We start from the raw sequence: 25047 nt of genomic DNA, 5'->3' as shown, positions 1-25047 counted from the left end.
GCCGCCGCCCCGGTCCGACGCGGCCGCCGCACTGCGCACCACCGCTCCCCGCACCACCGACAGGACATGCCAATGAGACGCCTCCGGCCGCGTACCCCCGCCGCCCTGGCCCTGCCCGCGCTCGCGGCGATCGCCTTCCTCCTGCTCCCCCTGGTCGGCATCCTCGCCCGCACCTCGTGGGGCGACCTGGGGGCGCACCTGACCGACCCGGCCGCGGTCGAGGCGCTGCGGCTGTCGTTCGTCGTGTCGCTGTGGTCGCTCGGCCTGTCACTGGTGCTCGGCGTGCCGCTGGCGTGGCTGCTCGCGCGGGTGCCGTTCCGCGGGAAGGCACTGGTGCGGTCGCTGGTACTGCTGCCGATGGTGCTGCCGCCGACGGTCGGGGGCGTCGCCCTGCTGCTCGCCTTCGGACGCCGGGGGCTGCTCGGGCCGTGGCTGGAGGACGGGTTGGGCGTCACCCTGCCCTTCCACACCTCGGGGGCGGTCCTCGCGGCGACCTTCGTGGCCATGCCGTTCCTCGTCATCAGCCTGGAGGGGGCCCTCGGCGGCCTGGACCGGCGGTTCGAGGAGACCGCGGCGTCCCTCGGCGCCGGGCCGCTGCGGGTGTTCCGCACCGTGACGCTGCCGATGGTCGCCCCCGGACTGGTCGCGGGAGCCGCGCTGACGTGGGCGCGGGCGCTGGGCGAGTTCGGCGCCACGATCACCTTCGCCGGCAACCTGCCCGGCGCGACCCGGACGCTGCCGCTCGAGGTGTACCTGCTGCTCCAGGAGCAGCCGGAGGCGGCGACGTCCGTGTCCCTGCTGCTGCTCGCGCTCGCCATGGCCGTGCTCGTGGCGCTGCGGGGCCGGTGGAACGCGGCTCCCGCCGACCGTGCGGAGGCCCCCCCGCGCGACGTCCCCGACGGCGGGGACGCCCCCGCCGCACCGCGCGCCGAGACGCCGTCCGCCGCGCCCGCCGTCACGGGGTCGTGGTCCCTCCACACGGAGGTCACGGGCTTCAACGACCTGGTGCTCGACGCCCCGCCCGGCAGCACCATCGCCCTCGTGGGTCCCAACGGCGCGGGAAAGACCACCCTGCTGCGGGCCCTGCTCGCCCTCACCGAGCGCTCCCACGCCCGGCTCGTCCTCGGCGGCACGGACGTCACCGCCCTCCCCGCGCACCGGCGCGGGGTCGCCTGGGTGCCGCAGGACGGCGCTCTCTTCCCGCACCTCCCCGCCCTCGCCAACACCGCCTACGGGCTGCGGGCCCAGGGCGTCCCGCGCGCCCGCGCCCGGGCCGAGGCCCGCGAGTGGCTCGACCGCCTCGGGGTGGGGCACCTCGCCCACCGACGCCCCGGCCGGCTCTCCGGCGGGCAGGCGCAGCGCGTGGCGCTCGCCCGCGCGCTCGCCGCCCGCCCGCGCCTGCTGCTCCTCGACGAGCCGCTCGCCGCGCTCGACCAGACGACCCGCGCCCACGTCCGCCACACGCTCCGCCGGCACCTCGACGGCTTCGGCGGCGTGTGCCTGCTGGTGACCCACGACCCGGTGGAGGCGGTGTCGCTGGCCGACCGGGTGCTCGTCCTGGAGGACGGCCGCGTCCTTCAGGACGCGGCGCCCGCCGAGGTGACCCGCCACCCCCGGTCCCCGTGGGTGGCCCGCATGCTCGGGCGCAACGCCTGGCCCGGCACGGCCACCGCCGTGGGCCTCGCCCTCCCGGGCGGCGCCGTGGTCGTCGCCGCCGAACCGCTGGCGGCGGGCGCCGACGCCCTCGCGGTCGTCCCGCCGGAGGCCGTGGCCCTGCACCGGGAACCCCCCACCGGCAGCCCCCGCAACAGCTGGCCCGGCACCGTGCGCGAGATCACCGCGGTCGGCAGCCGCATGCGGGTGCTCGTCGTCTCCCCGCTCGTCCCCGACCTCGTCGCGGAGATCACCCCGGCCGCCGCCTGCGACCTGGGGCTCACCGAGGGCACGGAGGTGTTCACCAGCGTCAAGGCCACCGAGGTGACCCTCGTCCCCCGCTGAGCGCGGGGCGGCAACCTTCCACGGCTCCGCGGCGACCGGGGAGTGACCGACACGACGACCGGGCCTGCCACCGCGCACGCCCCCCAGCACCGGAGCCACCATGAGTACGACACCAGCCGCAGGACGCCACCGCAGACGTGCCAAGGGCCTCGCCGTGGGGCTCCCCCTGGCCGTGGTCGCGGCGGGGTCGATGGCCTACGGCGGCGCGTTCGGCGTCTTCGGCGAGGAGGCCCGGCCCCGCGCGGCGGCCGCCGCCGCGCCGGCGTGGGCCACCGAGGCGGCCGACGGGTTCGCCTCCGTCCACGCCCTCGGCCAGAACGGCACCTACGGCGGGCGGGGCGGACGGACCGTCACCGTCCGGACCCTCGCCGACCTGGAGAAGTACGCCACCGCCCCCGAGCCGTACGTCATCGTGGTCACCGCGGCCATCACGGTGAACCCGGTGGGCAAGGAGATCAGGGTCGCCTCCGACAAGACCATCGTCGGGGCGGGGACCGCCGGGCACATCGTCGGCGGCGGCTTCTTCCTCGGCCCCGGCGTCCACAACGTCATCATCCGCAACCTGACGATCCGCGACTCCCACCAGGGCGTGTGGAACGACAAGGAGCACGACTTCGACGCGGTCCAGATGGACGGCGCCCACCACGTGTGGATCGACCACAACGACCTGCGCCGCCCCGCCGACGGCCTGATCGACGTCCGCAAGGACAGCACGTACGTGACGGTCTCCTGGAACCGGCTCAGCCAGGCCGACAAGGCCTTCGGCATCGGCTGGACCACCAACGTGAAGACCGACATCACGATCCACCACAACTGGATCCGCGAGACCGAGCAGCGCAACCCCTCCACCGACAACGCGGCCCACGCCCACCTCTACAACAACTACCTCCAGGACGAGCCGGGCACCGCCGTCACGTCGTCCTACGGCAACTACGCCCGCGGCCGGACCCGGATGGTGCTGGAGAACTCGTACTTCGACGGGGTCCGCAACCCCGTGATCCGCGACGCCACCGCCGCCCTGGTGCAGCGCGGCAGCGTCTTCACCCGCACCAGCGGGCGCAACGAGAGCGGCGGCGGCGCGGCGTTCGACCCGAAGGCGTACTACCCCTACACCCTCGACCGGGCCGCCGACGTGCCGGCGGTCGTCAAGGCCGGGTCGGGCCCGCGCGCCTCGATCGGGACGACGCCCGCCGGCCCGGCCGCGGCCGCGGCCGGGAGCGCCGCGGCCGGCGCCGCCACCACGCTCACCGTCGCCAAGGACGGCTCCGGCCGGTACGCCAGCGTCCAGAAGGCCGTCGACGCCGTCCCCGCCGGCAACACCGCCCCCGTGGTGATCTCCATCGCGCCCGGCACCTACCGCGAGACGGTCAGGATCCCGGCGAACAAGCGGCACGTCACCCTGCGGGGCTCCGGCTCCGGCCGCCGGGACACCGTCCTCGTGTACGGCAACGCCTCGGGCACCCCCAAGCCGGACGGCTCGGGCACGTACGGGACCGGCGGCAGCGCCACCGTGGCCGTGGAGGCCGACGACATCCAGCTGCGCAACCTCACCGTGCGCAACGACTTCGACGAGGCCCGCAACCAGCACGTCGACGGCCACCAGGCCGTGGCCCTGCGCACCGCCGCCGACCGGATCGTCCTCGACGGCGTCATCGTCGACGGCGACCAGGACACCCTGCTGCTGGACACCGCGGCGAAGGACCGGCTCGGCCGCGTCTACGTCGTGAACTCCTACCTCTCCGGCAACGTCGACTTCGTCTTCGGCCGGGCCACCGCGGTCATCGACCGGTCGGTGCTGACGCTGAAGAAGCGCTGGAACGGCACGTCCGCCGGGTACGTGACCGCGCCCAGCACCGCCGCCGGCCGCAAGGGCCTGCTGATCAACCGGTCGGTGGTGGACGGCGACGTGACCCCGGGGAGCTTCTTCCTGGGCCGCCCCTGGCACGCGGGCGGTGACGCCTCGCTCGACCCGCAGACCACCGTCCGCGACACCAGGCTCGGTGCCGCGATCAAGGCCAAGCCCTGGACGGACATGGGCGGCTTCTCGTGGAAGGACGACCGCTTCGCCGAGTACGGCAACACCGGTCCGGGCGCGGCGGGCGCCGGCACGGCCGACCGACCGGTGCTCACGGACGCCCAGGCCGCGGACCAGGAGGTCGCCGACTGGCTGGGCGGTTGGCGGCCCGCCACGTCCTGACGCCGGGTTCCGGGCGGGTCCCGGGCCGGAGGCGGCGTCCACCGCGCCGCCGGCCCGGGACGGCCCGAGGCGACCCGGGGGCGACCCGGTCAGCGCCGGCCCGCGACCATCCGCCGCCGGGCCGGCAGGACCCGGCGCCGGCGCCGGACCAGGCGCCACGTCGCCCGGGGGCACGGGCCCTGCGGCCGCGCCTTGAGGAAGTCGGCGTACGGCACCCGGCGCGGCGCCACGCCCCGCTCCACCCAGTGCTCCTTGCCGGACGCCGGGTCCCAGCCGTCGTTGGGCATCCACACGTGGTCCCGGCGGCCCTCCTTGTCCTGCGAGGTGATCTGCAGGACCTCCGCGTGCCCGCGGCGCCGTGCCACGACGACGCAGTAGTGCCGCGCCCGCCGGTCGTCCTCACGGAAGGGGACCATGGCGAGCCAGACCTCCCCGGGCAGCGGTCGGCCTCGCTCCGCGCGGCGCACGGCGCCGCGCAGGGCCAGGGCGGTGACCCCGGCGGCCAGGCTCTCCAGCGTCGCGCCGAGCGTCCAGCCGTCGCTGCCCACCCGTCCGCGCACCCACAGGGCCACCACCGCGCACAGGCCCAGCAGCAGCGCGGTGAGCAGGAACAGCGCCGGGCCCCGGCCGGGCCTGCGCCGCCCGGCCGACCCCACGACGGCGAAGGCCGTCACCGCCGAGACGGCCAGGAGCACGGCCCACTCGCCCGGCGCGGGATGCTGGGGCGGGGCCTGCGCCGCCATCAGGTCGGGGACGGTGATCGGGCTCACGAGCAGCTTGCCGAGGAACCCGACGGACAGGACCAGCACCAGACAACCCCACACGGACGCCCCCTGCCCCTCACATCCCGGCGCGGGACACTTTATGACGCGCTCATGGCGGGCGGAGGCGTTCCGCGGAAGCGGCGCCCGGCTCACCGCGGCACGTACGGGGCCGCCGGGCAGACAGGTGTACCAGGCACCGACCGGGGCACGCGCCCGGGGACGGGGGTGCGAGGATGGTCGTCATGGACATCCTGCGCAGGAACAACGTCAGCGTCACGGGCAACCCGCACGGCCCGGCCGTGGTCCTGGCCCACGGCTTCGGCTGCGATCAGAACATGTGGCGCCTGACCGTCCCCGCGCTGGCCGACACGCACAAGGTCGTGCTGTTCGACTACGTCGGGTCGGGCCGGGCGGACCCCGCCGCCTTCCGGGCGGAGCGGTACGCGTCGCTGGACGGCTACGCCCAGGACGTCGTCGAGGTGTGCGAGGCCCTGGACCTGCGCGGAGCGGTCTTCGTCGGGCACTCGGTGAGCGCCATGGTCGGGATCCTGGCGGCGCGGGCGGTCCCCGAGCGGATCGGCGCGCTCGTCATGGTCGCGCCCTCCCCGCGCTACCTCGACGACGAGGGGTACCGCGGCGGCTTCGACGCGCGGGACATCGACGAGCTGCTGGAGTCGCTGGAGTCCAACTACCTCGGCTGGTCCGCGGCGATGGCGCCGATGATCATGGGCAACCCCGAGCGGCCCGAACTCGGCGAGGAGCTCACGCAGAGCTTCTGCGCCACCGACCCGGAGATGGCCCGGGTCTTCGCCCGGACGACCTTCCTCTCCGACTCGCGCGACGACCTGGGGACGGTCACCGTGCCCACGCTCGTCCTGGAGTGCTCCGAGGACGCCATCGCGCCGCGCGGGGTGGGCGCGTACGTGCACGCCGCCGTCCCCGGATCCCGACTCGTCACGCTCGACGCCACCGGGCACTGCCCTCACCTGTCCGCGCCGGACGCCACCAACGCCGCCCTCACCGCCTTCCTCGCGGATCTGCGGTGACCTCCCGAACCGGTGACCTGTCCGGGCCGCACCGGCGGGAGCGGCCGTACCCGGGGGGCCGGGCGGGGACCGATCGGGCCGCGTTCGCCGCGCTGATGGATCTCAGCGCGGAGGAGCTGTACGAGACGGCCCCGTGCGGGTACCTGTCGACCCTCATGGACGGCACCGTCGCCCGGATCAACGCCACCCTCCTCGGCTGGCTCGGCCTCGACCGGGAGGAGGTGGTCGGCCGGATGCGCTTCACCGACCTGCTGTCGGTGGGGGGCAGGCTCTACCACGAGACCCACTACGCGCCGCTCCTGCACATGCGGGGCGAGGTGAGCGGCATAGCCCTGGAGATGCGGCAGGCCGACGGCGGTCGGCTGCCGGTCCTGGCCTCGTCGGCGGTGAAGTACGGCAGCGAGGGCGAGCCGCTGCTCGTGCGCACCACCGTCTTCGACGCGCGGGACCGCCGGGCGTACGAGAAGGAGCTGCTGCGCGGCCGCAGGGAGGCCGAGGAGGCGGCACGGCGGGCGGAGGCGGACCGGGCCAGGCTCCAGGAGGCGCTGGCGGCCCTCCAGCGGAGCCTGCTGCCGACGTCCCTGCCGGACGTCCCGGGCCTCGCGGCGGCCGCGTACTACCACACGGCCTCGCCGGACCGGCTCGGCGGCGACTTCTACGACCTGTTCCCCCTGGACCGGGAGCGCTGGGGGTTCTTCCTCGGCGACGTCTGCGGCAAGGGTCCCGAGGCGGCGGCCGTCACGTCGCTGACCCGCTACACCCTGCGCGCCGCCGCGCTCCACGACACCGACCCCGTCGCCGTGCTGGCCACGCTCAACACCGTGCTGCACGAGCGGTACGCGGGCGGCGACCCCCGGTACTGCACCGCCGTCTTCGGCACCCTCGAACACGAGTCCGGCGGGGACGGCGGCGGCCGGGTCACCGTACGTCTGGCCTCCGGCGGGCACCCGCCGGCCGTCGTCGTGCGCGCCGACGGCCGCAGCGAGCTGGTCAGCACGCCCGGCGGCCTCCTCGTCGGTATCCTGCGGGAGCCGCGCTTCACCGGCGCCTCCACCGTCCTGGAGCCTGGTGACACGCTGCTGCTGTACACGGACGGACTCACCGAGGCACGCACCGGGCCCGACCGGGCCCGGTTCGGGGACGAAGCGCTGCGCGACTTCGTCGTCGGGCACGCCGGGGCCCCTCCCGACGTGCTGGTCAAGGCGCTCACCGGACTCCTCGAGGGGTTCGGCGAGGGCCTGGACGACGACACCGCCCTGCTGGCCCTGGGCGTCCCGGCCGGCGGCCACCCCACCCACGACCCTGCGACAGACACCCTGAGATGAGCCTGCTGACCATCGACACGCGGACGACCGCGACCGGCCCCCTCCTGCGGATCGCCGGTGACCTGGACTACGCCACCTCCGAGGAGCTGCGCACCCGCGTCACCGGTCTCACCCTGGAGCCCGGGCAGTGCCTCGTGCTGGACCTGGGCGAACTGGAGTTCTGCGACTCCAGCGGCATCACCGCCCTGCTCGTGGCCCGCCACCACGCCGCGGCGGCCGGGGCGGACGTCGCCCTGGAGGCCGTGCCGGACAACACGATGCGGATCCTGCGCATCGTCGGCCTGGACCAGATCCTCACCATCCGCCCGGACGGCGCCTCGACCGCGCCCTGACCCCGCCCGGGCCCGAACGGGCGCGATCCGGCGCTGTCGGTGGCCGCCGCTACGGTGACGCCCATGATCGATGCCGAGGTGGTCCGCCGTGTCGCCCTGTCCCTCCCCGAGACCGTGGAGAAGGAGGCGTGGCACATGCCGACGTTCCGGGTGGCCGGGAAGATGTTCCTGACCGTGCCCGACGAGGGGACGTCCATCGCCGTCCGCTGCCCCCGCCACGAGCGCGGCGAGCTGATCGCCGCCGAGCCGCACAAGTTCTGGGTGCCGCCGCACGAGGCGTCCTCCGCGTGGGTCCGGGTGCGGTTGGCGGCGCTGGAGGACCTGGCCGAGCTGCGTGACGTCGTCGTCGACTCGTGGCGGCAGGCCGCGCCGGACCGCCTGGCCGAGGACCACCCCGACCTGCGGCCCGGCGCCGCGCCGGAGGGCTGACGCCGCGTGGCGGGCCGACGCCGCGCGGGGGCTACTCGAAGCGCGCCGGGTCGCCCGCCCCGCGGCGGACGATCTCGGGCTCGCCGCCGGAGAAGTCGACGACGGTGGTGGGGGCGGTGCCGCAGTCGCCGGAGTCGACCACCGCGTCCACGACGTGGTCGAGCCGGTCCTTGATCTCCCAGCCCTGGGTCATCGGGTCCTCCTCGCCCGGGAGGAGGAGCGTGCTGGACACCAGCGGCTCGCCCAGCTCCGCGAGGAGCGCCTGGGTCACCCGGTGGTCGGGGATGCGCACGCCGACGGTCTTCTTCTTCTGGTGCTGGAGCTGGCGGGGCACCTCCTTTGTCGCCGGCAGGATGAAGGTGTACCGGCCGGGGGTGGCCGCCTTCAGCGCCCGGAACACGTCGTTGTCGATGTGCACGAACTGGCCGAGCTGGCCGAAGTTCTCGCACACGAGCGTGAAGTGGTGCCGGTCGTCCAGGGCCCGGATGGTGCGGATGCGGTCCAGGGCCTCGCGGTTGCCGAGGCGGCAGCCCAGCGCGTAGCAGGAGTCGGTGGGGTAGGCGACGAGCGCGCCGGAGCGGATGCTGTCGGCCACGGTGCCGATGATGCGCCGCTGGGGATCGTCGGGGTGCACGTCGAAGTACTTCGCCATCCGCCGAGCCTACGCCCGCGCCGTCCGTCCGGGCACGTCGGGCGCCCGCGCCCGGGTCCGAGGCGTACGGGGGCGGGGGCCGCGTCGTCCCGGCCCGCCCGGGGCGGGCGCCGTCGACGACGGCGGCCGGGCGGGCGCCCGCGGGGCGCTGCCTGCACCGTACCCGCCCGGCAAGGCAGCCCATAGGGTGGGCACTTCGACGTCCCGGCACGCCGCTGTGCCGGGGACCGTGAGGAGGGGCGATGACCATCCGCAGCCTGACCCGCGCCGAGGCCGAGGGGCGGGCAGCGCTCGTCCGCGTCGAACGCTACGACGTCGCCGTCGACTTCACCGGCCTGCTCGCCGGCCCGGACGTGCGGTGCGTGTCGACCGTCACGTTCGCCTGCGCCGAGCCGGGCGCCGCGACGTTCGTCGACTGCGCGGCGACCGTCGTCTCCGCCACCCTCAACGGCGTACCGCTGCCGCCGCCGGCCGGGGGCCGCATCGCCCTGCCGGACCTGGCCGCGCACAACGTCCTGCGCGTCGAGAGCGTGCAGTCGGACACGGCACGGGGCCCCGGGGTGCACCGGGCGGTGGACCCGTCGGACGGCGAGGTGTACGTGTGGACGTCGTTCGAGCCGGACGAGGCGCGATTCGTGTGGGCCTGCTTCGACCAGCCGGACCTGAAGGCCCCGCACGCCTTCACCGTGACCGCGCCCGCCGCGTGGACGGTCCTCAGCAACGCCGGGGCGGCCCGCACGGAGCCCGCGGGGGGCGCCGCCCGGCGGTGGGAGTTCCCCGACACGCCGCCGCTGTCGCCGTACAACACGGTGGTGAACGCCGGCCCGTTCCACGAGGTGCGCCGTGAGAGGGCGGGATACGACCTGGGGCTGTACGCCCGCGGGTCCCTGGCCGCGGTCCTGGAGCGGGACGCGGAGGGCATCCTCGCGCTCACCGCCCAGGGGCTCGGCTTCTACGCGGACGTATTCGCCATGCCGTTCCCGCAGCGCCGCTACGACCAGGTGTTCGTGCCGGAGTACGGCGGCGCGATGGAGAACTACGGGTGCGTCACCTGGTCCGACGACTTCCTGAGCCGCTCGGGACCCACCCCGGCCGAGTGGGAGCTGCTCGCCAAGGTGCTGCTGCACGAGATGGCGCACATGTGGTTCGGCAACATCGTCACCATGCGATGGTGGGACGACCTGTGGTTGAACGAGGCGTTCGCGGAGTTCGCCTGCCACTGGGCCGCGACCTCGGCGACGGCCCACACCGACGCCTGGGCCGGACACCTCGCCGTCGGGAAGCTGCGGGCGTACCTGGCCGACCGGGGACCCACCTCGCATCCCATCCGCCAGCCGGTCCACGACGTCGCAGAAGCGGCGTCGATCTTCGACGCCATCACCTACCCGAAGGGCGCCTCGGTCCTGCGGCAGCTGATGGAGTACGTCGGCGAGGAGGCGTTCACCGCCGGGATGGGCCGCTACTTCGCCCGGCACGCGTGGGGGACGACCACCCTGCGGGACCTCACCGACGCGCTCGCCGAGACGTCGGGGCGCGACCTCGACGCGTGGCGCGCCGGCTGGCTGGACACCGCGGGCACCGACCGGCTCACCCTCGGCCAGGGCCCCGACGGGCCGGTGCTCCACGCCGTGGGGCCGGCCGGCGGCGCGCCCCGCCCGCAGGTGCTGACCGTGGGCGCCTACCACCGCGCCGCCGACGGCGGATTGGAGCGCACCGCGCGGGCGGTGGTGGAGGTCGAGGGGCCCCGCACCCCGCTCGACCTGCCTCCGGGCGCGGACCTGTACCTGGTGAACGACGACGATCTGACGTTCGCCACGGCCCGGCCCGACGCGGCCTCCCGCGACACCCTCCTCACCCAGGCCGCGCGGCTGCCGGGCGCGCTGCCGCGGGGCGTAGCCGTCGCCACGGTGTGGGACATGCTGGTCACCGGTGAGGCGACCGCGGCCGAGGCCGCCCGCGCCGTCGGCGCCGTCGCCGCGGCCGAGACGTGCGACGCCGTCGTGGAGCCGTACCTGACGCTCGCCTGCGACATCACCGAGCTGTGGGCGCCCGAGGAGCACCGCCCCGGGTTGACGTCCGTCCTCGCCACGGTGTGCCGCCGGATCGCCGACGGTGCCGCGCACCCGGACCGCCGCCGGGTGGCGCTGCGCGCGCTGGCGCGGACGGCGTCGGGTGACGGACTGGACCGCCTGCGCGCCGAGGCGGAGGCCGGAGACGACCACGACCTGCGGTGGCGGGCCCTGACCCGCACCGCCGAACTCGGCGGCGCCACCGCGGCGGACGCGGCCCGCCTCCTGGCCGCCGACCCCGACCCGGAGGCGTGGGTGCGGGAGCTGTGCGTCCGCGCCGCCGCACCGGACGCGGCGGCCAAGGCCGACGTGTGGCGGACCCTCGTGACGGAACGGGCCGTGCCCCTGGCGTGGGTGGGCCGGGTCGCGGCGGCGTTCTGGCGTCCCGGGCAGGACGCCGTCCTCGCGCCCTACGCCGACCGCTACCTGGAGCTCCTGCCGGACCTCGACCGGGGCGGCATGAGCCCGGCCATGGTCTACACGGGCCGACTGCTGCCCCGGTACACCGTGGACGGCGCGTACCTCGACGAGGCGCTGGCACGCGCGGAGAAGACGGCGCCCGTCGTCCGCAAGACGCTCACCGAACAGGCCGACGTGGTGCGGCGCATGCTGCGTTCCCGGTCGGCCGGTGCCGATCGCCCCTGATCGGCGGATCGGCCCCGGCGGTCCCAAGGACGCGAGGTCGTTGCCGCGAGCACGTAAAGTGTCGGTCAAGACGACGCCTTCCGGCCGGTCGGCTCGTCGAGTTCGCGCCAGCCACGAAGGAGTTCCGCCGTGCCCGCTCCGCGTATGAGCCGTACGCCCCTGCCAGGTATCGGGGTCCGCTACGACCTGACGACCCGCGAGCACCGCCGCCTCTCGGTGGTGGCGCAGCGGGACGGCGGGCGGGTGCTCAGCACCTACCGCGCCGACGATCCCGACGAGTGCGCGATGTCGCTGAAGCTGACGGCGGGCGAGGCCGAGGCGCTGATCGACGCGCTCATGCCGGCGCACCACAGCCCGAACCTGCTCTCCACCACCGACCTCGGCCTGGTCGCGGAGCGCATAGAACTGCCCTCGTCGTCCCACTGGAGCGGGCGCGTCCTCGGGGAGACACGGATGCGCACGGAGACGGGCGCGTCCGTGGTGGCCGTCCTGCGCCGCGCCGACGCGATCCCCTCGCCGGCACCGGACTTCCGGCTCGCCGGCGGTGACACGCTCATCGTGATCGGCACCCGTGAGGGCGTCGAGGCCGCGGCGACGATACTCGGACGGGAGTGAGCGCGTGCACTCCTCCGCCCTCTTCCTGATCGAGTTCGGTGCGATCATCCTCGGCCTGGGCGTGCTCGGCCGGCTGGCGGGACGCTTCCGCTTCTCGCCGATCCCCCTCTACCTGCTCGCCGGACTGGCGTTCGGCACGGGCGGGCTGCTGCCCCTCGGCGCGAGCGAGGAGTTCGTGGCGATCGGTGCGGAGATCGGCGTCATCCTGCTCCTGCTGATGCTGGGGCTGGAGTACACGGCCAGCGACCTGGTCACCAACCTCAAGACGCAGTACCCGGCCGGCCTCGTCGACGCCGCGCTCAACGCGCTGCCCGGGGCGGCGATGGCGCTGCTGCTGGGGTGGGGGCCGGTCGCCGCCGTCGTGCTGGCGGGCGTCACCTGGATCTCCTCCTCCGGGGTGATCGCCAAGGTCCTCGGAGACCTCGGGCGGCTCGGCAACCGGGAGACGCCGGTCGTGCTGAGCATCCTGGTCCTGGAGGACCTGGCGATGGCCGTGTACCTGCCGATCATCACGGCCCTGCTGGCGGGCGTCGGGCTGGCCGCGGGCAGCGTGACCCTGGCCGTCGCGCTGGGCGTGGCGGGCCTGGTGCTCTTCCTGGCGCTGCGCTTCGGCCGGGTCATCTCCCGCTTCGTCTCCAGCGACGACCCGGAGAAGCTGCTGCTGGTCGTCCTCGGCCTGACACTGCTGGTGGCGGGGATCGCCCAGCAGCTCCAGGTGTCGGCGGCGGTCGGCGCGTTCCTGGTGGGCATCGCGCTCTCCGGGGAGGCCGCGGAGGGCGCCCACCACCTGCTGAGCCCGCTGCGTGACCTGTTCGCCGCCGTGTTCTTCGTCTTCTTCGGGCTGCACACCGACCCCGCCAGCATCCCGCCCGTGCTGCTGCCCGCCCTGGCACTGGCCGTGGTGACGGCCGGCACGAAGATCGCGACGGGGTACTGGGCGGCGAAGCGGGCCGGCATATCGCCCAAGGGCCGTTGGCGGGCCGGGGGGACGCTGGTGGCGCGCGGCGAGTTCTCCATCGTCATCGCCGGGCTGGCCGTGACCGCCGGGATCGAGCCCTCGCTCGGTCCGCTGGCGACCGCCTACGTCCTGATCCTCGTCATCGTGGGCCCGCTCACCGCCCGTTACACCGAGCCGGTGGCCACCCGTCTGACCGCGCGGTTGCGCGGGGGCGGCGCCGCGGCGGGTTCCCCGCCGCGCGAGGAGATGCTCGAACCGGTGGAGGACGGCACGGCCGGCCGGGCCTGACCCGACGCGCCCGCGCTCCCCGCCCCTGGCCGCTCCGGCCGGGGGCGGCCGTGTTCACGTGCCCGGGCCCCGGCCGCGTCCCGCGACCCACCCGACCTGGCGTCGGACGGGGCGCCGGGCCGGTCCCGCGGGCGTCGTGCCGGCACGGCCGGTCAGCCGCTGTTGCGCCGGCCGGCACGGGCGGCGCGGCGGCGCAGCGTACGCCGCTCGGCCTCGTCGGCCCCGCCCCACACGCCGAAGTCCTGACTCGTCTCCACGGCCCACTGCAGGCACTGCTCCCGCACGGGGCAGCGGCCGCAGATCTTCTTGGCCTCCTCGGCCTGCATGACGGCCGGCCCGCTGGTCCCCACGGGGAAGAACAGGTCAGGGTCCTCGTGACGGCACGCGGCCGCCTGTCGCCAGTTCTCCACGGGAGTTCCTCCTCCGTTCGTCGGTGGCGCGGCTCCGGGTCGCACACCGCGCACTGTGTGCGCCTGACCGCCTCCACCGCATTGAAACGGGCGAGACGGCCCGAGTTGGTGAAAGTGGGCAAACGCGCACATGCCAGCCGTGAGTGCGGTAAGGGGCCCGGAGCGCGGCGGGTTTGGAATCGCCGCGACGGCGCAGGCGGTCCCCTGAGAGGCAACGGCCGAGAGGCAACGGCCGAGAGGCAACGGCCCGAGACGACGGAGGAGAGCTCCATGGGAATCATCGCGTGGATACTGATCGGTCTGCTGGCCGGCATGATCGCCAAGGCCCTGATGCCGGGACGCGACCCCGGCGGCATCCTCATCACCATGCTCATCGGTATCGCCGGCGGTCTCCTGGGCGGTTGGCTGGGGAAGGTCCTCTTCGGCGTCGACTCCATCGACGGCTTCTTCGACCTGTCCACCTGGGTGGCCGCGGTGGTCGGTTCGGTGATCCTGCTCGCCGTCTACCGCATGGTCACCGGCGGCCGTTCCTCGCACCGGCACGCCTGACCGTCAACCCACCCGGCGGCGGCTCCCCGTCCCCAGGGGAGCCGCCGCCGTCGTCTCCGCCCCAGGTTTGCGCACGGGCGGGGCGGCAACCCGGAGGCAGACATGGCCAACGCATCAGAGACCCTGCGCCTCGCCTGTGAGCAGCTCTCCCAACTCACCGGGCAGGCACCCGAGTCCGTGTCCTCCTTCGAGCGCACGGACGACGGCTGGCGGTTGACCGTCGAAGTCGTCGAACTGTCCCGCATCCCCGACACCACGAGTCTGCTGGCCTCCTACGAGGTGGAGCTCGACGGGGACGGCGAACTCACCGGGTACCGGCGGGTCCGCCGGTACGAGCGGGGCAAGGCGGACGACCGGTCCCGCTGACCACCGATCAGAGAGGGAGCAAGCACATGACTGTTGAGGCAAGGACGGCCCCGGGCGGTTCCGGCGGTTCCAGTGGCCTGTACGACGTCCTGGAACTGGTCCTGGACCGCGGGCTCGTCATCGACGCCTTCGTCCGCGTGTCGCTCGTCGGCATCGAGATCCTGAAGATCGACGTGCGGGTCGTGGTCGCGAGCGTCGACACCTACCTGCGCTTCGCCGAGGCGTGCAACCGCCTCGACCTGGAGGCCGGCCCGCGGAAGAACCCGGGCCTGCCCGAACTGGTCGACGGCATGACCGAGTCCGGCGCGCGGGGCAAGACCAAGGGTGCGATCCAGGGGGCGGCGCAGTCGCTGTCCGACACGCTCGGCGGCGGAAGCCGGTCCTCCCGGTCGTCGTCGTCCGCCAAGAAGGAGGAGCAGGAGAAGTGAGCACGTACGTCTACGGCATCACCCGCCGTTCGCACCCGGCGCTCCCGGAGAAGGCGGACGGCATCGGAGAGCCGCCCCGCCCCGTGCGCGTCCTCACCCACGGCGAGCTGGCGGCGCTGGTCAGCGACGCGCCCGAGCAGCTGCGGCCCAAGCGTCGCGACCTCCTCGCCCACCAGGGCGTGCTGGCCGAGGCCGGCTCGGCCGGCACCATACTGCCGCTGCGGTTCGGCGGGGTGTCCCCCGACGACGACGCCGTCGTGGCCGTGCTGCGCGAGCGCGAGTCCCACTACCTGGAGCGGCTGCGGGCACTCGACGGCAAGGTCGAGTACAACGTGAAGGCGGTCCACGACGAGGAGGCCGTGCTGCACCAGGTCCTCATCGACAATCCGGAGCTGCGCGCCCTCAGCCAGGAGAGCCGGTCAGCCGGCGGCGGGACGTACGAGCAGAAGCTCGCCCTGGGCGAGCGCGTGGCGGCGGCGGTGCGCGCCCGTGAGGCGCAGGACGCGGTCCTCGTGCAGGAGTCCCTGCAGGAGGCGGCCGCCGACTGCCGGCCCGCGCCCGACACCGGCCGGCTGGCGAACCTGTCGTTCCTCGTGGAGCGCGACCGGGCCGAGGAGTTCACGGCCGCCGTCGACGCCCTCCGCAAGGAGCACGGGCACCTCGTCGTGCAGCTGAACGGGCCGCTCCCGCCGTACAGCTTCGTCGAGTAGGCCGCCGTGGGCCTGCTCGGAGAGCTGCTCATGCTGCCCGCGGCGCCGCTGCGCGGCACCGCCTGGGTACTGCGCCAGGTGGTCGAGGAGGCGGAGCGGCAGTACTACGACCCGGCCGCCGTCCACCGTGAACTCGCCCGCCTGGCCGAGCGGCTGGAGGCCGGCGAGATCGACGAGGCCACCTTCGACCGCCAGGAGGACGAGCTGCTCGACCGACTGGAGAAGGGCACCAGACAGACATGACCACCCCCGGCCGCCTGCCGGCCTCCTACCCGTCCGACAGCGGCGGCGGGGCCAACCTCGCCGACATCCTCGAACGCGTCCTCGACAAGGGCATCGTCATCGCGGGTGACATCAGGATCAACCTGCTCGACATCGAGCTGCTGACCATCAAGCTGCGGCTCGTCGTCGCCTCCGTGGACCGCGCGAAGGAGATGGGCATCGACTGGTGGGAGAGCGACCCCGCGCTCTCCTCGCACGCCCGCCGGGACGAGCTGGCGAGTGAGAACGCGGAACTCCGCCGCCGCCTCACCGAACTGGAGGAGCGCACGTCATGACCACCCCGACGAGCCCGCGCCTGCGGTACGTCTACGCCGTGTGCCGCCCCTTCGACGGCGTCCTCCCCGAGGGGGCCGCCGGCATCGCCGGGGACCCGCCCCGGCTGCTCCGCCACGAGGACCTGGTCGCCGTGGTCGGGTCGGTGCCGGCGGAGGAGTTCGACGAGGGGCCGCTGCGCGCCCGGCTGGAGGACCTGGACTGGCTGGCGGACACCGCCCGCGGTCACGACGCCGTGCTGGCCGCGCTGACCACCGTCACCTCCCCGCTGCCGCTGCGGCTCGCCACGGTGTGCCGCGACGACAGCGGGGTGCGGCGGCTGCTCCAGGAGGGGCACGACCGGTTCGTGCGCGCGCTGGACCGGCTGGACGGGCGGGTCGAGTGGGGGGTGAAGGTGTACGCGGAGCAACCGGCAACCGCACCGGCTCCCGCGCCGCGGGAGCCGGTGCCCGCCGGGAGCGCGGGCGCGGTCGGCTCCGGCCGCGACTACCTGCGGCGCCGGCTGAGGGAGCGCGACGGCCGGGAGGACGGCATGCGGCGCGCCGACGCGGTCGCGCGCACGCTGCACGAGCGGCTCGGCGGGCACGCCGAGGCCACCGCCCTGCATCCGCCGCAGGACCCGCGTCTGGCGGGCGACGCGGGCGGGGTGAACGTCCTCAACGCGGCCTACCTGGTCGCCCGGGACCGCAGCGAGGCGTTCGTCGCGCTCGTCGGCGAGGCGTCGGCCGAGGGAGTGCGCGTCGAGCTGACGGGACCGTGGGCGCCGTACTCGTTCGCCGGGATCGCGGAGGAGGACGCGGGGTGAGCGTCGAACAGCGCAGGGTCGCCCTCGTCGACCTGCTGGACCGGCTGCTGGCCGGTGGTGTCGTCATCGGCGGCGACCTCACCCTGAGCATCGCCGACGTGGACCTGGTGCGCGTCGACCTGAAGGCCCTGATCAGCTCGGTCAGCGCCGAGGTGCCGTCGCCGTGGGGGCGGCCGCTGTGAGCGGGGACGAGCCGCGCCGCCGCGTGGAACTCGACCCGGACACCGTCGAACGCGACCTGGCCTGCCTGGTCCTCACCGTCGTGGAGCTGCTGCGCCAGCTGATGGAGCGCCAGGCGCTGCGCCGGGTCGAGAGCGGTGAGCTGAGCGAGGACCAGGAGGAGCGGATCGGTCTGACCCTGATGCTGCTGGAGGACCGCATGGAGGTCCTCCGCGACAAGTTCGGACTCACGCCCGAGGACCTGAACATCGACCTGGGCCCGCTCGGCCCCCTCCTCTGACGGCCTTTCGGCGACAGGTACGCACACCCCCGACCGACCGCGCCCCCCACCCCGACACGGCGCCGCCCGCGGACTCCCGCGCGCGGCGCCGTCGGCCGTGCGGGCCAGGCTCGCCGGCCGTGCGGCCCGCCGGCCCGTCCACCGGACGACGCCGAGACCCGGACGATCCGCGGGCCCGTGGGCCCGCAGGTCCGTGGGCCCGCGGGCCCGCGGGCCCGCAGGGTGGAAGAGAGTGCGGAGGACGCGGAGAACGCAGGACCGGCCGCCGGCGGATGGTGGCGGGCCGCGCCGCCGGACGCCGACCGCGCCGGGATCCGGACTTCCACGCCGGAGGCCCGCACTGGCTGCCGTGGGAGCGGCCGCGCGGCGACGCGCGGGGGCGGCCTCCTCGGGTTCGTGTACTGGTGGGACGAGGGCGCCTGCACCGGATCGCCTGCCCGCGGCGACCGCGGGAGGACGGCATGCCCGGCACGGGCCGCGTGGGCGGGTTCCTCGCGGGCGTTACACGACCGCCGCCCTCGGGGAAGTGCGGCGACGGGATGACGTCCGCGCGGGAGGCCGTCCTCGCCGTCGCCCTGTCCGCGCTCCCCCGTCCGGTCGGTCCTCCCTTCGGGTCGCCGGACGAATCGGTCCGCTGCCGCGGGCCTGCCGGGGTACCCGGCAGTGTGGCCGCCGACCGCGTGGACGTCCGGCGGCCTGAACGGTGCGAAGGAGACGCTCATGGATCACTCCCGTGTCCCGGTCCTCGAAGCCCTGCAGGAGTTCAGGCGGCGCGGTGACGTCGTGTACGGACCTCCCGGGCACAAGCAGGGCAGGGGCGTCGACCCGCGCGTACTGGACGTCGTCGGGGCGGACGTCTTCCGCTCGGACGTGCTCTCCCTCAACGGCCTCGACGACCGGCGGGAGTCCCAGGACGTGCTCGGCCAGGCCGAGGAACTGATGGCGGACGCGGTCGGCGCGGACCGCGCGTTCTTCTCGACCTGCGGCAGCTCCCTGTCGGTGAAGACGGCGATGCTCGCGGTGGCCGGCCCGGGTGAGAAACTGCTCATCTCCCGCAACGCCCACAAGTCGGTGATCGCCGCGGTGATCGTCAACGGCGTCGTGCCCGTGTGGGTCCACCCGAAGTTCGACGCCGAACGGCACCTGGTGCACCCGCCCGAGCCCGACGACGTCCGCCGCTCGCTGGCCGCACACCCGGACGCGAAGGGCATGCTGCTCATCACACCGACGGACTGGGGCTCCTGCGCGGACATCCGTGGCGTCGCCCGTGTGTGCCACGAGTACGACGTGCCGCTCATCGTGGACGAGGCGTGGGGTGCGCATCTGCCGTTCCATCCGGACCTGCCGGCGTGGGGCATGGACGCCGAGGCCGACCTCGTCGTCACCAGCGTGCACAAGATGGGCGGGGCGGTCGAGCAGAGCTCCGTCTTCCACCTCCGGGGCGACCGGGTGTCGCCGGGGGTGCTGAAGCAGCGGGAGGACCTGCTGGGCACGACGAGTTCCTCCTCCCTGGTGTACGCGACGCTCGACGGCTGGCGACGGCAGATGGCGGAGCAGGGGCGCGACCTGCTGGAAACGGCGCTGCGCCGGGCCGAGCGGGTGCGCCGGGCCGTCGTCGGGACCGAGGGCCTGCGGCTGATGGACGAGCGGGTGGTGCGCGAGGGGTTCGCCGCCGAGCTCGACCCGTTGAAGATCACCATCGACGTGCGGGAGCTGGGCGTCAGCGGCATGCAGGCCGCCGAGTGGCTGCGGGCGGAGCGCCACATCGACATCGGCGCGTCCGACACCTGCCGCGTCAGCGCGATCCTGACGCACGCCGACGACGACCGGACCGAGGCGCTGCTGTGCGACGCGCTGCGCGACCTGGCCGAGCACGCCGGTTCCCTGGAGCGGCCGCACCCGGTGCGGCTGCCGGAGCCGGGCGACCTGGAGCTGGAGCAGGCGGTGCTGCCCCGGGACGCCTTCTTCGCGGAGGCGGAGCACGTTCCCGCGGAGAAGGCCGTGGGCCGCGTCGCGGCCGAGACGATCAGCCCCTACCCGCCGGGGGTGCCCGTGGTGGCCCCCGGCGAGGTGATCACGCAGGCCGTCGTGGACTACCTGTCCAGCGGCGTGGCCGCCGGCATGCTCCTCCCGGACGCCGCCGACCCGTCACTGGAGACCCTGCGGGTCACCGCCCGGTGACCCGCGCCGGGGGCTGGGCAGCCAGGCGGGCGCCCGGCCCCCGCTCCCCCGCCCGCCCCGCCGTCACCGGCGGACGCGGGCCGTCCGGTACAGCTCGGCGGTGAGGCCGGCGGCCTCGGTCAGGGAGCCGCCGGGGAGGTTCACGAAGGCGACCGTGCTGTGGTCGGCCCAGACGCAGTACACCTCCTCGTCCCTGCGCTGCGCGGCATCCGCGGCCGTCCCGACGACGGTGACCGTACGGCGACAGGTCATGACCGCCCCCGCGAAGCCGTCGAGGGGGAAGGACCGCGGCGGGCCGTCCCACGCGCCGAGACGGAACGAGTGGTGCTGCCCCGCGCGCAGGGAGCGGAACATCGGCTTCACCGCCGCGCGGGGGTCGGGGACTGCTCCCTGCAGCCCTCGGAAACTCATGTACGACGCGTCCTTCGCGTCCGGCTCGCCCAACCGGTAGAGGGCTCCGCCGCCCACCGCCCCGCGGACGATCCGGTCGGCGTCCCCGGGGGTGATGCCGACGCCGCGGACCTCGGTGGCGTACAGGGCGCAGTCGGCGTCGGAGGGCTGTCCGGCACAGCTGGTCCTGCCGACGTACGTGTCCCGGGAGGCCCGCTCCGCGCGGTGGTCGCCCACCCGGTCGGGCGGTGCGAGCCGATGGCCACGGGTGTCCGCCTCGGGTTGGTCGTCGGACGTCGCGCTGTACAGGCAGCCGGTCAGCACCGCGAGCGCGGCGACGCCCGAGGCCAGCAACACGCGGGCGTCGCCACGGCGGTCACGGGCGGCTTGGCGGCGTCGGTCCTCATGGGCCCTCTTTCATCGGTCCACGCGGTTCGACCCGCGCGGACCGGTGATGGTCGCCCTCGGGGGGCCCGTACCGCCCGGTCACCCCGCCCGGTCATCCCTCCCGGTCGTCGCCGGGGTCCTTCTCCACGCCGGTGAGCGCCTCGCCTCCCGCCGTGCCCTCGCCGGGGCGGTACCCCTCCGCCGTGCTCGCCGTGCCGGGCACGTCGCGGCGGCCGGCGTCACGCTCGGCCCCCGAACCGGCCCCCGGCGCCTTCGCAGCCCGCTCCCGGGCCCGCTCCGCGGCGCGGTCGCGGGGGGCGTCGTCATGCGCGTCGTCGTGTGCGTCGTGGTGGTGGGTCATGTCGCCTCCCAAGTCGGTACCGGGCCCGCCGGGTACCCGTGGGGAGGGGGCGGTACCCCCCGCCACGACACACCCGGGCCGGCGGGCGGGCGACGGGGCGGACACGGCCTAACGTCGGTGCCATGACGTGGCTGCGCGCCCTCGGGTCGACCGCCCGGTCGGGGCTCGCCGTGCGCCGCGAGCGGCTGGAGCCGCTCGTCGCGCTGCGCGCGGCCGCCGGGCTGGCCCTCGTCGTCGCGGCGAGCCTGGCCCTGGGCGGCCCCGGCATGGCGGCGAGCTCGGCCTTCGGGGCGTTCCAGGCGGCGATGGCCACGTTCCAGCGCAGTTGGCGTCCCCGGCCGACGCTGGCGCTCGTGTCCGGGCTGAGCCTCGCCGTGTCGACGTTCCTCGGCTACCTCTGCGCCGCCCACCTGGCGGCCTTCCTCGCGCTGCTGGTCGTGTGGACGTTCCTGTCCGGGCTCGCCTGGACGGCGGGGCCGACGGCCGGGCTGATCGCCTCCTCCAACGTGGCGATCATGCTGGTGACCGTCACCCTGCCCACGTCGGTCGCCGACGCCGCCGTCCACGCCCTGGTCATCGCGGCGGGCGGCCTCGTCCAGGCCGGGCTGATCGTGCTGCTGCCCGTCCGCCGGTGGGGTCCGCAGCGCGACGCCCTCGCCGACGCGCTGGCGGCGGAGGCGGACTACGCGCGGCGGCTGCGCCACGACCCGTACGCGCCGTTCGACCCGGTCCCCCTCATGACCGCCCGCAGCGCGGCGGCGGTCACGCCGCGCCAGGCCCGCAGGCGCCCCGCCGAGCTGCACGGCGCCCGGGGGGCGGCCGAGCGGATCCGGCCCGTCCTCGCCTCGCTCGCCGACCCGGCGGTGGGCGTACCGGCGGAGGGCCCGGCCCGGGACCGGGTGCGGGAGCTGCTCGACGCGGCGGGGGCCGTGCTGGACGCGGCCGCCCGGTCGGTCCGCGGCGGTACCCCCCTCGACGTGCCGCCGGGCGCCCTCGCCGCGCTGCGCACCCCCGACACCGGGGCGGTCCTGGACGCGGCCCCCGCGCGGCGGGCCGCGGCGCGGTTGGCGGCGCTCCTGGAGGACGTCGTGGAGGCGGCCGCCCCGGCGGACCGCCGGACGGGCCCCGACGAGCTGCGCACCCGGCCGAGCCTGGTCAGCCTCGTCCCGCTCGTCGCCGGTGACGTGCGCGAGGAACTGCGGCGGCACGACTCGCCGTACCTGCGGCACGCCGTCCGGCTCACGGCGGTCGCCGCCGCCGGCTACCTCCTCGGCACGGCCCTGCCCTTCGGCCACGGCTACTGGGCGCCCCTCACCGCCGTCATGTCGATGCGGCCGGACTTCAGCCAGACGTACGCCCGGTCGGTGGCCCGGTTCGCGGGCACGCTGGTGGGCGTGGCCCTGGCGACGGGGGTGGTGCGGGCGGCCGGCCCCGGCACGCACACGTCGGCCGCGCTCGCCGTGGCCGCCGCGTGCGGGGCGTACCTGCTGATGCGCAGCGGGTACGCCGCCGCGCAGGTGTGCGTCTCGGCGTACGTGGTGTTCCTGCTGGGCATGGCGGGCGAGCAGTGGACGCAGACGGTCCCCGAGCGGGTGGTGCTGACGCTGCTGGGCGGGGTGCTCGCGATGCTGGCCTACGCCCTCTACCCGGCCTGGGAGACGCCGCGGCTGCGGGCCCGGCTCGCGGAGTGGCTGGCGGCCGCGGGCCGGTACGGCTCCGAGGTGCTGGAGCGGTACGCGCGCCCGGACCTGCCGCCGCGCGGGGCGGTGCGCGGGGCGCTCCTCGCCGCCCGCGCCGCCCGGCTCTCCTGGCAGGAGGCGGTAGACCGCGCGGCACACGAACCGGTGCGGCACCGGGGGCTGTCCCACGCCGCCGCCGACGCGGCCGGCGCGGCCCTCACCCGGTTCGCCCGGGCGGCGATGCTGCTGGAGGCCCATGTGCCCGACCGCGCCGCCGCCCCCTCGCCCGGGGCCGCCGCGCTGGCGCGGGCGGTGCGGCGGGCGGCCGAGCAGGGTGCCGGCGAGGTCCGCGCGGGGCGGGTGCCGGACTGGGACGGCGTCCGCGCGGCCCTGGAGGAGGCGGGCCCGGACGTCGACCCGGTCGTACGGGCGGGGGCCCGGCAGTTGCTGGAGGCACTGGAGGACCTGGCCGAGGCGCTGGACTCCTCCTGACCACCGCGCACCGGCCGGCTGCCGCCGTGTGCCCGCGGAGCGTGGGAACCTGACGGGCCGTCCACTCATCCTCCACCGCGAGACGACGTCGACGGAGCAGTGGGGCGAGGACGATGGAGCGGACGCGGACGCGGCGGTACGGGCAGGGCGGCACGGACGGGGAGGGCGGCGGCGCGGCTCCCGGGGGCGGCGCGGCCGCGGGGGACGGCGGTACGGGCTCCGGGGGCGGCGGGGCCGGCCGGCGGCGGGTGCTGGCCGCCGGCGCCGCGGCCGTCTCGGGGGCGTTCCTCACAGCGGGCATCGTGCCGTCACCCGGGGGCGGGGCGGGGGCGGGGGCTCCGGCGCCCGCGGCGGGGCGCGTGGCGCGGCGGCCGGCGCGTGAGCCGCGCCGGCCCCCGCGGGCCGCGGACTGGGCGGCCCTGGCGCGGGGCCTCGACGGGACGCTGGTGCGGCCGGGGGACCGCGTCTACGACACCGCCCGGACGCTGTTCAACCCCCGCTTCGACGCCGTCCGCCCGGCCGGTGTCGCGTACTGCGCGCGGCCCGAGGACGTGCGCTCCTGCCTGGAGTTCGCCCGCCGCCACGCCGTGCCGGTGGCGGTGCGCAGCGGCGGCCACTCGTACGCGGGCTGGTCGTCGGGGCCGGGGCTCGTCGTGGACGTGCAGAGGATGGCGTCGGTTTCCCTGTCGGGCGGCGAGGCGCGGATCGGCGCCGGGGCGAAGCTCATCGACGCGTACGACCGGCTCACCGCCCGCGGCCGGACCGTGCCGGCCGGCTCCTGCCCGACGGTGGGCGTCTCGGGGCTCGCGCTCGGTGGCGGGATCGGCGTGGTCAGCCGCGCGTACGGGCTGACCAGCGACAGTGTGGTCGGCGCGCGGATCGTCACGGCCGACGGCCGGATCCGGGACGTCGACGCCGGGCACGAGCCGGACCTGTTCTGGGCGCTGCGCGGCGGCGGCAACGCCCAGTTCGGCGTGGTCACCGAGCTGCGGATGCGGACGCACGCGGCCCCCGAGTGCACGACGTTCTTCCTCGGCTGGCCGTGGTCCCGGGCGGCCGCCGTGGTGCGGGAGTGGCAGCGCTGGGCGCCCACCGCGCCGGACGGGATCTGGGCCAACCTCCACCTGTCCGCACCGGTCGGCGGGCGGCCCGGCACCGTACGGGTCGGGGGCCTGGCCCTCACCGGCCGTGCGGACCTGGAGAACCGGCTCGACCGGCTCGCCGGCGCGGTCGGCGCGGCCCCCTCGTCGTCCTCGGTGCGGACGCGGCCCTTCATGGACGCGATGAAGGTGATGGGCGGTGTGTCGGGGTGGACGATCCCGCAGGCCCACCAGAAGGGCGACCTGCCGGGCCGGACCCCGCAGGGCAGGGTGGCGCGCGAGTCGTACGCGGCGCGGTCCGACTTCTACACGCGGGCCGTCCCGGCCGACGGGGTGAGGGCGCTCCTCACCCGCGTGGAGCGGCTGGCCGCTCTGAGCGGCGGCGGGGCGGGCAGCGTGGCCCTGGACGCCATGGGCGGCGCCGTGAACCGGGTCCGGCCGGGTGACACGGCGTTCGTCCACCGGGACGCGCTCTTCCTGGCGCAGTACATCGTCTCCTGGCCCGACCGGGCGGCGGCCGGCACCGTCGCCCGGCACCGGGCGTGGCTGGACGGCACGTACGACGTCATGCGCCCGTGGGCGAGCGGCCGGGCCTACCAGAACTACACCGACCCGGCGCTGCGCGACTGGCGCCGGGCGTACTACGGCGCGAACGCCGACCGCCTGGCGCGGGTGAAGGCGGCGTACGACCCGGCGCGGCTCTTCCACCACCCGCACTCCTTCTGACCGGACCGGACCCGACCGGACCTGTCGGAAAGCCGGGGCGGGGCCGGTCGGCGCTCCCCGCTCGGCGCTCCCACCGCGGCGCGGGGACCGGCCGGACGAACCGGTGTCGCGCCCCCGGGCGGCCCGGGGG

Annotated in this window: 26 protein-coding genes; 21 read left to right on the top strand and 5 right to left on the bottom strand. The window is 75.6% G+C overall.

Going from position 1 to position 25047, the window contains the following annotated elements; all coding sequences use genetic code 11:
- Positions 1-72 precede the first annotated feature (72 nt).
- Complete coding sequence (locus LPA54_RS31095; RefSeq protein ID WP_228984061.1) at positions 73-1998, top strand: ABC transporter permease; 1926 nt, start codon at positions 73-75, stop codon at positions 1996-1998.
- A 100-nt stretch (positions 1999-2098) separates the two neighbouring features.
- Complete coding sequence (locus tag LPA54_RS31090) at positions 2099-4195, top strand: pectinesterase family protein (RefSeq protein ID WP_228984059.1); 2097 nt, start codon at positions 2099-2101, stop codon at positions 4193-4195.
- An 89-nt stretch (positions 4196-4284) separates the two neighbouring features.
- On the opposite strand, the gene LPA54_RS31085 is transcribed toward LPA54_RS31090, so the two are convergent.
- Positions 4285-5004, bottom strand: coding sequence for a hypothetical protein (locus tag LPA54_RS31085; RefSeq protein ID WP_228984057.1), 720 nt, complete (start codon positions 5002-5004; stop codon positions 4285-4287).
- Positions 5005-5201: 197 nt separating this feature from the next.
- Between LPA54_RS31085 and LPA54_RS31080 the strand changes: the two genes are divergently transcribed.
- From LPA54_RS31080 to LPA54_RS31065, 4 genes are all read left to right on the top strand, one after another.
- Positions 5202-6005 carry an alpha/beta fold hydrolase gene (locus LPA54_RS31080; protein ID WP_228984056.1) on the top strand — a complete coding sequence of 268 codons (804 nt, stop codon included), beginning with the start codon at positions 5202-5204 and terminating at the stop codon, positions 6003-6005.
- Positions 6006-6022: 17 nt separating this feature from the next.
- Positions 6023-7330, top strand: coding sequence for a PP2C family protein-serine/threonine phosphatase (locus tag LPA54_RS31075; protein WP_228984074.1), 1308 nt, complete (start codon positions 6023-6025; stop codon positions 7328-7330).
- A complete protein-coding gene (locus tag LPA54_RS31070) occupies positions 7327-7662 on the top strand; it encodes an STAS domain-containing protein (RefSeq protein ID WP_228984055.1) in 336 nt (111 codons plus the stop codon). The genes LPA54_RS31075 and LPA54_RS31070 overlap by 4 nt, the downstream gene beginning before the upstream one ends.
- 63 nt (positions 7663-7725) lie before the next feature.
- The gene (locus tag LPA54_RS31065; protein WP_228984054.1) at positions 7726-8091 is read left to right on the top strand and encodes an MmcQ/YjbR family DNA-binding protein; all 366 of its coding nucleotides are present in this window, start codon (positions 7726-7728) and stop codon (positions 8089-8091) included.
- A 31-nt stretch (positions 8092-8122) separates the two neighbouring features.
- Here LPA54_RS31065 and LPA54_RS31060 read toward each other — a convergent pair whose 3' ends face one another.
- Positions 8123-8743, bottom strand: a complete 621-nt coding sequence (locus LPA54_RS31060) for an L-threonylcarbamoyladenylate synthase (protein WP_228984053.1) — start codon at positions 8741-8743, stop codon at positions 8123-8125.
- Positions 8744-8985: 242 nt separating this feature from the next.
- On the opposite strand from LPA54_RS31060, the gene pepN reads away from it, so the two are divergent.
- The 3 genes from pepN (at position 8986) to LPA54_RS31045 (ending at position 13318) form a co-directional block, all read left to right on the top strand.
- Positions 8986-11457 carry an aminopeptidase N gene (gene pepN, locus LPA54_RS31055; protein WP_228984052.1) on the top strand — a complete coding sequence of 824 codons (2472 nt, stop codon included), beginning with the start codon at positions 8986-8988 and terminating at the stop codon, positions 11455-11457.
- A 129-nt stretch (positions 11458-11586) separates the two neighbouring features.
- On the top strand, positions 11587-12072 hold the full coding sequence (locus LPA54_RS31050; RefSeq protein ID WP_228984050.1) for a TrkA C-terminal domain-containing protein: 486 nt from the start codon (positions 11587-11589) through the stop codon (positions 12070-12072).
- A 4-nt stretch (positions 12073-12076) separates the two neighbouring features.
- A complete protein-coding gene (locus LPA54_RS31045; RefSeq protein ID WP_228984048.1) occupies positions 12077-13318 on the top strand; it encodes a cation:proton antiporter in 1242 nt (413 codons plus the stop codon).
- A gap of 152 nt (positions 13319-13470) precedes the next feature.
- Here LPA54_RS31045 and LPA54_RS31040 read toward each other — a convergent pair whose 3' ends face one another.
- Positions 13471-13728, bottom strand: a complete 258-nt coding sequence (locus LPA54_RS31040; protein ID WP_228984046.1) for a WhiB family transcriptional regulator — start codon at positions 13726-13728, stop codon at positions 13471-13473.
- 270 nt (positions 13729-13998) lie between these two features.
- On the opposite strand from LPA54_RS31040, the gene LPA54_RS31035 reads away from it, so the two are divergent.
- The 10 genes from LPA54_RS31035 to LPA54_RS30990 all read left to right on the top strand — a co-directional run bounded on the left by LPA54_RS31035 (position 13999) and on the right by LPA54_RS30990 (position 19782).
- Positions 13999-14277, top strand: coding sequence for a GlsB/YeaQ/YmgE family stress response membrane protein (locus LPA54_RS31035; protein ID WP_228984044.1), 279 nt, complete (start codon positions 13999-14001; stop codon positions 14275-14277).
- 102 nt (positions 14278-14379) lie between these two features.
- Entirely contained in the window at positions 14380-14643 is a 264-nt protein-coding gene (locus LPA54_RS31030) for a gas vesicle protein (RefSeq protein WP_228984042.1), read from the top strand.
- A 26-nt stretch (positions 14644-14669) separates the two neighbouring features.
- Positions 14670-15071 carry a gas vesicle protein GvpJ gene (gene gvpJ / locus LPA54_RS31025; RefSeq protein ID WP_228984041.1) on the top strand — a complete coding sequence of 134 codons (402 nt, stop codon included), beginning with the start codon at positions 14670-14672 and terminating at the stop codon, positions 15069-15071.
- A complete protein-coding gene (locus LPA54_RS31020; RefSeq protein ID WP_228984039.1) occupies positions 15068-15781 on the top strand; it encodes a GvpL/GvpF family gas vesicle protein in 714 nt (237 codons plus the stop codon). The genes gvpJ and LPA54_RS31020 overlap by 4 nt, the downstream gene beginning before the upstream one ends.
- 6 nt (positions 15782-15787) lie before the next feature.
- Positions 15788-16024 carry a gas vesicle protein GvpG gene (locus tag LPA54_RS31015; RefSeq protein ID WP_058940746.1) on the top strand — a complete coding sequence of 79 codons (237 nt, stop codon included), beginning with the start codon at positions 15788-15790 and terminating at the stop codon, positions 16022-16024.
- Positions 16021-16338, top strand: coding sequence for a gas vesicle protein (locus LPA54_RS31010; protein WP_228984037.1), 318 nt, complete (start codon positions 16021-16023; stop codon positions 16336-16338). The genes LPA54_RS31015 and LPA54_RS31010 overlap by 4 nt, the downstream gene beginning before the upstream one ends.
- Positions 16335-17141, top strand: coding sequence for a GvpL/GvpF family gas vesicle protein (locus LPA54_RS31005; protein WP_228984035.1), 807 nt, complete (start codon positions 16335-16337; stop codon positions 17139-17141). The genes LPA54_RS31010 and LPA54_RS31005 overlap by 4 nt, the downstream gene beginning before the upstream one ends.
- Positions 17138-17323: a gas vesicle protein gene (locus tag LPA54_RS31000; protein WP_228984033.1), complete on the top strand. Its 186-nt coding sequence runs from the start codon at positions 17138-17140 to the stop codon at positions 17321-17323. The genes LPA54_RS31005 and LPA54_RS31000 overlap by 4 nt, the downstream gene beginning before the upstream one ends.
- Positions 17320-17601, top strand: a complete 282-nt coding sequence (locus tag LPA54_RS30995) for a gas vesicle protein K (RefSeq protein ID WP_228984030.1) — start codon at positions 17320-17322, stop codon at positions 17599-17601. The genes LPA54_RS31000 and LPA54_RS30995 overlap by 4 nt, the downstream gene beginning before the upstream one ends.
- A gap of 720 nt (positions 17602-18321) precedes the next feature.
- Positions 18322-19782 carry an aminotransferase class I/II-fold pyridoxal phosphate-dependent enzyme gene (locus LPA54_RS30990; protein ID WP_228984028.1) on the top strand — a complete coding sequence of 487 codons (1461 nt, stop codon included), beginning with the start codon at positions 18322-18324 and terminating at the stop codon, positions 19780-19782.
- Positions 19783-19845: 63 nt separating this feature from the next.
- On the opposite strand, the gene LPA54_RS30985 is transcribed toward LPA54_RS30990, so the two are convergent.
- Entirely contained in the window at positions 19846-20529 is a 684-nt protein-coding gene (locus tag LPA54_RS30985; RefSeq protein WP_228984027.1) for a hypothetical protein, read from the bottom strand.
- Between the two features lie 142 nt (positions 20530-20671).
- A complete protein-coding gene (locus tag LPA54_RS30980; RefSeq protein WP_228984024.1) occupies positions 20672-20920 on the bottom strand; it encodes a hypothetical protein in 249 nt (82 codons plus the stop codon).
- A gap of 122 nt (positions 20921-21042) precedes the next feature.
- On the opposite strand from LPA54_RS30980, the gene LPA54_RS30975 reads away from it, so the two are divergent.
- On the top strand, positions 21043-23091 hold the full coding sequence (locus LPA54_RS30975) for an FUSC family protein (RefSeq protein ID WP_228984022.1): 2049 nt from the start codon (positions 21043-21045) through the stop codon (positions 23089-23091).
- 113 nt (positions 23092-23204) lie between these two features.
- On the top strand, positions 23205-24917 hold the full coding sequence (locus LPA54_RS30970; RefSeq protein WP_228984021.1) for an FAD-binding oxidoreductase: 1713 nt from the start codon (positions 23205-23207) through the stop codon (positions 24915-24917).
- The last annotated feature ends 130 nt before the right edge of the window (positions 24918-25047 follow it).

The sequence above is a fragment of the Streptomyces sp. DH12 genome (assembly GCF_020873895.1).
Taxonomy (GTDB): domain Bacteria; phylum Actinomycetota; class Actinomycetes; order Streptomycetales; family Streptomycetaceae; genus Streptomyces.
The sequence above is the reverse complement of the archived record's forward strand: the minus strand, read 5'-3'. Positions and strand labels throughout refer to the sequence as shown.

What these genes read in the sequence shown, in the direction of transcription:
- LPA54_RS31095 (WP_228984061.1), top strand. Translation starts at nt 73, where the DNA reads ATGAGACGCCTCCGGCCGCGTACCCCCGCCGCCCTGGCCCTGCCCGCG.
- LPA54_RS31090 (WP_228984059.1), top strand. Translation starts at nt 2,099, where the DNA reads ATGAGTACGACACCAGCCGCAGGACGCCACCGCAGACGTGCCAAGGGC.
- LPA54_RS31080 (WP_228984056.1), top strand. Translation starts at nt 5,202, where the DNA reads ATGGACATCCTGCGCAGGAACAACGTCAGCGTCACGGGCAACCCGCAC.
- LPA54_RS31070 (WP_228984055.1), top strand. Translation starts at nt 7,327, where the DNA reads ATGAGCCTGCTGACCATCGACACGCGGACGACCGCGACCGGCCCCCTC.
- LPA54_RS31065 (WP_228984054.1), top strand. Translation starts at nt 7,726, where the DNA reads ATGATCGATGCCGAGGTGGTCCGCCGTGTCGCCCTGTCCCTCCCCGAG.
- LPA54_RS31060 (WP_228984053.1), bottom strand. Translation starts at nt 8,743, where the DNA reads ATGGCGAAGTACTTCGACGTGCACCCCGACGATCCCCAGCGGCGCATC.
- pepN (WP_228984052.1), top strand. Translation starts at nt 8,986, where the DNA reads ATGACCATCCGCAGCCTGACCCGCGCCGAGGCCGAGGGGCGGGCAGCG.
- LPA54_RS31035 (WP_228984044.1), top strand. Translation starts at nt 13,999, where the DNA reads ATGGGAATCATCGCGTGGATACTGATCGGTCTGCTGGCCGGCATGATC.
- LPA54_RS31030 (WP_228984042.1), top strand. Translation starts at nt 14,380, where the DNA reads ATGGCCAACGCATCAGAGACCCTGCGCCTCGCCTGTGAGCAGCTCTCC.
- gvpJ (WP_228984041.1), top strand. Translation starts at nt 14,670, where the DNA reads ATGACTGTTGAGGCAAGGACGGCCCCGGGCGGTTCCGGCGGTTCCAGT.
- LPA54_RS31010 (WP_228984037.1), top strand. Translation starts at nt 16,021, where the DNA reads ATGACCACCCCCGGCCGCCTGCCGGCCTCCTACCCGTCCGACAGCGGC.
- LPA54_RS31005 (WP_228984035.1), top strand. Translation starts at nt 16,335, where the DNA reads ATGACCACCCCGACGAGCCCGCGCCTGCGGTACGTCTACGCCGTGTGC.
- LPA54_RS30990 (WP_228984028.1), top strand. Translation starts at nt 18,322, where the DNA reads ATGGATCACTCCCGTGTCCCGGTCCTCGAAGCCCTGCAGGAGTTCAGG.
- LPA54_RS30980 (WP_228984024.1), bottom strand. Translation starts at nt 20,920, where the DNA reads ATGACCCACCACCACGACGCACACGACGACGCGCATGACGACGCCCCC.
- LPA54_RS30975 (WP_228984022.1), top strand. Translation starts at nt 21,043, where the DNA reads ATGACGTGGCTGCGCGCCCTCGGGTCGACCGCCCGGTCGGGGCTCGCC.
- LPA54_RS30970 (WP_228984021.1), top strand. Translation starts at nt 23,205, where the DNA reads ATGGAGCGGACGCGGACGCGGCGGTACGGGCAGGGCGGCACGGACGGG.